The following is a 2,664-nucleotide window of genomic DNA, read 5'->3' as shown; positions in this document are numbered from 1 at the left end:
AATGCAGCAGGTCCTGCGTCACGGTGATGTAGACCAGGGTAGAGTTGATGTCCCGATGGCCGAGGTAGGTCGCGAGGAACGGCAGGCGATCTTGTGGATTGATGTCCGTCCGGTACCATTCGAGGATCCTGTTCACGACCATCGAGTGACGCAGATCATGAACACGAGGGCCCGTTTTTCCTCGCAATGGCTTCAACCCAGCGCGGCGTATGACGTCGGCAAGCAGCCAGGTGATCATTTCCGGCGTGTAATGGCCGTCGCCTCGCTCATGCCAGAACAGGCCGGAGCGCGCGTCCTGTGATCCACCGGCACGCCGCCGCGCATCGATGTAGGCCCGAAGCTCGACTACAACGCTGTCGGGTAGCGGCAGAATCCGGGTCTTGAAGAACTTGGTCTCCCGGATGGTTATCGTACCGTCCTGCAGGTCGACGTCACCAAGATCGAGACGGGCAAGCTCGCCGCGCCGTAAGCCTGCGCAATAAGCCAGCAGCAGCATCGTGTACATGCTCTGCGGTCGAAGCGGCACCCGTGGCGACGGATACGTACGTGCGACGTCGAGCATCCGTCGCACGTCGGCAGGCGAGTAGATATGGGGCTTTCGCCATTGCCTGGCGGCCTGCTTCCTCGGTCTCGGGTCCGGTCGCCGCTCAGGCATCGACGGGTCGCGGTGACGAAGGATTTTCGCCAAGACGCGCTTGAGCTTTTCGCATTCCTCCGCGTGGTGACGCGTGCCATTCGTTGTCGCCCATCGATCGATCATGGCGCTCAGCGGTTCGGTTTCCGGTCCCGGATGCGACTGCAGGAACCGGTCGAACCGCAAGAGCAACAGGGGCTGCGAAGTGTATTTGTATCCTCTGCGCCGCATCATCGCGACATGCTCGGCCATCATTTTTCCCAGTACGCTGCCGAACGGCCTAGGCTGGCGCAGTTCGGCAAGAGCCTGTTCCGGATCCCGCGACGCCAATGCCCGCCAGATCGGCATGCTCTGCTTGATATTGCACTCATCGCGCAGAGCGGCGACGGGATTGCGTTCGATCGCGCCGATTTCCACCAGGCGTTCGAGGAACCGGTCAATGATGCGGGTGCGGTGCAAGAGCGTGGATGCCGCCCGGCGAATGGCTGATTCTCCTAGCCAGGCTAGCAGCACTTCTTGACCGAGTGCCTCGTAACGTTCGGCGACATCCTGGAAGCCATGCAAGACCTGCCGATAACAGGTTCGGCTTTTCATGCTGCGCAGATCAAGGCTCGCGACATAGCGGCCAATGGTTGCGCGGTCGGGATCGGGCCAGCGGGCGGTCATGCCAGCACCTCCATTCCCGGCACGTCAAGCGCGATGGCCCTGAGGTCCTCGGTAGCAAGCTTGAGGTAGGGAGCCGTCGACGCGGTTGAGCGATGCCCCAACAGGTCGCCGATGACCTTTAGCGGAACTGACGTGCGCAGCATCTCGACCGCACGCGCATGACGGAAGATGTGTGGTCCACATTTGCCTGGCGGCTTGATGCCGGCATGGCGGAGCCGTCGTCGGACCAGGCTGTATAGCTTCTCGAGCTTGCAATAGGGCGCGCGCGTGCGGAGGAAGATTTCCCGGGCATCGGTCGCAGGCCGTCCGGAACGCAGATAAGCGAGCACGGCCTCGCCCACCGGATCCATCAGGGGCAGGAACGAGCAGGCTTGCGCCTTGCTGTGACGGACACGGATGGCTTCGGTCCGCCAGTCAATGTCCTCGATCCGTAGGTTACGGATTTCTCCAGCCCGCAGTCCATAGGTTGCAAGGATTTGCAAGATCGCATGATCCCGCAGCCCCGCCGGCGTCTTGTCCGTCCTCGCGGTTTTCAGCACCGCGGCGATCTGGCACCGCTTCAGGATCGAGGGCACCCCTTCATAGGCGTAGAGCAGTGGCGCGATGATATGTGGTGACTGGTCGGTCGCAATGTGACCTGTCCTATGGAGATACCGCAACAGCGAGCGAAGCCGCTCCGCCACAGATTTCAGCGAGCAGCGCGTCAGCTTCAACGCACGCAGGTCCATATAGCGGTCGATGTCGCCGATGCTCAGGTCCATCAGGCCTTCGACACCGCATCGTTCGAGTTGCCAGGCCAAGAAGTGTCGAGCCTCCCACAAGAACGCGTCGATGCTGGGCCGAGCAAAGCCACGCTCCTCGTGAAGCCAGGTCTCGTATTCGTTGCTGATCGTAAATCGCAGTGCATCGGCGGCGCAGGTCGCTTTCGGGGCTGGTGGCCACTGCCCCTGCACAAGCCGAAGCAGTGCGTGAATGCCCGCGCACGGAATCTGGTGCCAGCGCGGACCGGGACGTCGACCACGACGCTGCCGGAACAGCGCGACCGCATCGCGCAGATATCGCTCCACTTGGGCTTCGGTTATATCCGTGACCAGGATATTTTGCCGCGTAAGATGGTCGAGGAACCCGCGCGCATAAGCACAATAGTTTCCTACCACCACCGGGCTGTATTGTTGGCTGATCAGTACGGCTTTGAGCTCGGTAATCAGTTCGCAATCGGATTTCGACATCAATGGCTCCTCTGCTGGTCAAACGACCGCAGAGGTTCGCCGAAAAATAATGCGGAGCAAATCCCTCGACGAACGGCAGAACCGTGCGGATTTCACGCGCTCCTCCGCATTATGGTCACCTGACGATTAGTGAAG

2 protein-coding genes are annotated in these 2,664 nt (G+C 61.1%); both read right to left on the bottom strand.

Annotation, left to right across the window (positions count from 1 at the left end; all coding sequences use genetic code 11):
* Nucleotides 1-1,300, bottom strand: a 1,300-nt coding sequence (locus ABVQ20_RS40285; protein ID WP_354465399.1) for a tyrosine-type recombinase/integrase, incomplete at its 3' end; no start/stop codon positions are given.
* Complete coding sequence (locus tag ABVQ20_RS40280; RefSeq protein ID WP_354465397.1) at nt 1,297-2,529, bottom strand: site-specific integrase; 1,233 nt, start codon at nt 2,527-2,529, stop codon at nt 1,297-1,299. The genes ABVQ20_RS40285 and ABVQ20_RS40280, both read right to left, overlap by 4 nt.
* Nucleotides 2,530-2,664 lie beyond the last annotated feature (135 nt).

The sequence above is a fragment of the Mesorhizobium shangrilense genome, assembly GCF_040537815.1.
Classification (GTDB): domain Bacteria; phylum Pseudomonadota; class Alphaproteobacteria; order Rhizobiales; family Rhizobiaceae; genus Mesorhizobium; species Mesorhizobium shangrilense.
Note: the sequence above shows the minus strand (reverse complement) of the source record. Positions and strands in the feature narration are given on the sequence as shown.